Raw genomic sequence first — 2,743 nt, 5'->3', positions numbered from 1 at the left:
TTTGTCGAAGCCATGACTTCGAGAATTTCGGCGGTGAGCCGGTCTTCGTCATCGCCAACGATCTCCACATCAGGGGAGTAGGAAATATAGGTTTCAGCCAAGGCCACTCCTTTGCGCATGGATTTGATGGCGAATGAACAATTTAGCCTTGAAATCGTCACCCGTTCAGAATATCAGATGATATCTGGTTTTCGGATCAACGCTGATTGATGACAAAGGTTTCAGCGGCGTGGCGGTTATTTAAGGACCAGCGGGCATGCGGCCTACGCGCAAGGAAACACAGCGCCAGACCCGGGATCGGCTCATTGCGGCGGCACATGCGTCGATCGTCGAAGAAGGTGTGGCTGCGATGTCGATCCGCAACATCTGCAGCGCTGCCGGTCATTCGCAGGGGGCGTTCTATTCGAACTTCGCCAGCAAGGATGACTTGCTGGTCGACATCCTGCAGAGCCACATACAGGATGAAGTGACGATCTTGCGCGATGTCGTCGCGCAATGCGTCGGGGACGATATCGAGGCGACGCTCGAGGTGCTCGCCAACCGGCTTGCAAAGCTCGCCGAAGAGCCTCAATGGGCGCTGCTTTCGATCGAGCTGCAACTTCATGCGCGACGGGATCCGGCTTTTGCGGAGCGACACCGGGAGGGCAAGGCGGCTTGCTATCGGATGTTCGGAGAGCTTGTGGCCGACCTCGTCAGGCGTTTCTCGCTGCGGCCTGCCTTGCTGGCGGAGCAAACCAGCATCGGCCTCTACGCGCTTTGGATGGGGCTGGCTGTCCAGGGTGATGTCGAGGGTGCCATCCCCCGCGACGAGATGCTGGTCGGCTTTTTCCGCGCGATGGCGGGGCTGAAAGCTCGGGAGCCGGCTCTGTCATGAACCAAGTCGTTTCCAAGCGCCGACGGATCGGCTGCGACGCTGCGGGAACGCCGCTGCCCGGGAAGGTCAACGCAGAGCGCCGCTTCCACATGGCATTCAAGGCCGAAGAGGACGACATCGACGAGCTTGGGCACGTCAACAACGCGACCCGGGTCGTCTGGATACAGGATGCGTCCGTCGCCCACTGGCTGGCCGCCGCGCGGTCAGGGGACCGCGACTGCTTCGTGACCGCGGTATTGCGCCACGAGGTCGACTATCGCGGCAACATACGGGCTGGCGATGAGGCGATCGCTGTCACCTGGGTGGACGGTGCCCCGCGCGGCGCGCGCTACGCGCTTCGGGTCGAGTTTACCGGCGCCGACGGGAAGGTGCTGGTGGCCTCCCGGTCGGAGTGGCCTCTGATCGACCGGCTGACCGGCAAGTCGGCCCGTGTGTCCGCCGAGATCGCCGCGCCATTTCTGAAGACGGACGAATTCTGAAGACGGACGAACGCAGCGAGAAGAGCACTCATGACTGACATCAGCAAAGTTACGGTGCTCGGCACTGGCGTGCTCGGTAGCCAGATCGCGTTCCAGACCGCCTATAGCGGTTTCGATGTCGTTGCCTACGACATCAGTGAAGAGGCGCTGGCTCAAGCGCGTCTGCGGCTGGCAGGTCTCGTTGAGACCTATCGAAAGGAGGTTGTTGGGGCGGCCGGCGGCAAGGCGGACGATGCCCTGAAGCGTATTTCGCTATCCGCCGATCTCGCCGCGAGCGTGGCGGAAGCCGATCTGGTAGTCGAGGCAGTGCCCGAAGTGCTGGAGATCAAGCAGGCGCTCTACGGGAAGCTCGCGCAACTCGCGCCTGGACGTGCTTCAGTTTAGATACTGCTGGCGAATGGGTTGGAGCGGTTGAAGCGGGGTCGGCGTTCAGGCTGTAGGGGGCTTGGATTTAGACCGGGAGGGTTCCCATGTCGCTCCGTCCGACCGTGAGCGGTGATGTTCCAACCTCGACCGCAAGCGTTGCCCGTGCAGCCTTTCCCCGTGGCAATCCTTATCTGCTCTTACGCGACCGCCTCGGGACAATTTTCACCGACGCCCAGTTCGCGCCTCTCTTCGCCCCTTGCGGACGGCCAGCCGAATGCCCGTGGCGACTGGCGCTGGTGACCTTGCTGCAGTTCGCCGAGAACCTGTCCGACCGCCGGGCAGCCGATGCGGTCCGCAGCCGCATCGATTGGAAGTACCTTCTAGGACTGGAATTGACCGACCCTGGCTTCGATGCCTCTGTTCTGAGCGAATTCCGCAGTCGCCTGGTGGCAGGAGGGTTGGAAGAGCATCTCCTCGATACGCTTCTGGTCCTGTGCCGTGAGCACAAGCTGCTGACCGCCCGAGGCCGCCAGCGTACCGACTCCACGCATGTGCTCGGAGCCGTCCGTTCCCTGAACCGTCTCGCCTGCGTGACCGAGACCATGCGGGCGGCCCTGAATGCTTTGGCCTCCGCCGCACCCGCGTGGTTGCGCGCTCATGCCAATCCCATCTGGATCCAGCGGTATAGCAAGCCGGCTGACGACTATGATGTCCCACAGGGCGAAGCGAAGCGGCAGGTCCACGCTGAACAGATCGGGCACGATGGCCATCAGTTGCTCGCGGCGATCACAGCCCCTGACGCACCAGCATGGTTGCGCGAGATCCCGGCTGTTGAGCTGCTGCGGCAGGTCTGGGTCCAGAATTTCTATCTCACCGACCAGGCTCAAACCGTAGAGCCTGGGGTCGGTGCATTCTCCGAGGCCACTCCCCGGGTGCGGTGGCGGACCGAGCATGAGGGATTTCCACCCTCCCTGCTGATGGCCGGATCACCCTACGATCCAGAGGTCCATTAAGCCTAGGAGGG

Annotated in this window: 4 protein-coding genes; all 4 read left to right on the top strand. The window is 62.3% G+C overall.

The window, feature by feature from the left end:
- Positions 1-256 precede the first annotated feature (256 nt).
- Positions 257-874 carry a TetR/AcrR family transcriptional regulator gene (locus OC446_RS29930; RefSeq protein ID WP_181054769.1) on the top strand — a complete coding sequence of 206 codons (618 nt, stop codon included), beginning with the start codon at positions 257-259 and terminating at the stop codon, positions 872-874.
- A complete protein-coding gene (locus tag OC446_RS29925) occupies positions 871-1,353 on the top strand; it encodes an acyl-CoA thioesterase (protein ID WP_262032522.1) in 483 nt (160 codons plus the stop codon). The genes OC446_RS29930 and OC446_RS29925 overlap by 4 nt, the downstream gene beginning before the upstream one ends.
- A 30-nt stretch (positions 1,354-1,383) precedes the next feature.
- The gene (locus tag OC446_RS29920; protein ID WP_246389433.1) at positions 1,384-1,737 is read left to right on the top strand and encodes a 3-hydroxyacyl-CoA dehydrogenase NAD-binding domain-containing protein; all 354 of its coding nucleotides are present in this window, start codon (positions 1,384-1,386) and stop codon (positions 1,735-1,737) included.
- 86 nt (positions 1,738-1,823) lie between these two features.
- Complete coding sequence (locus OC446_RS29915) at positions 1,824-2,732, top strand: transposase (RefSeq protein ID WP_262032521.1); 909 nt, start codon at positions 1,824-1,826, stop codon at positions 2,730-2,732.
- The last annotated feature ends 11 nt before the right edge of the window (positions 2,733-2,743 follow it).

This window comes from Microvirga sp. Mcv34 (assembly GCF_024519725.1).
Classification (GTDB): domain Bacteria; phylum Pseudomonadota; class Alphaproteobacteria; order Rhizobiales; family Beijerinckiaceae; genus Microvirga.
The sequence above is the reverse complement of the archived record's forward strand: the minus strand, read 5'-3'. Positions and strand labels throughout refer to the sequence as shown.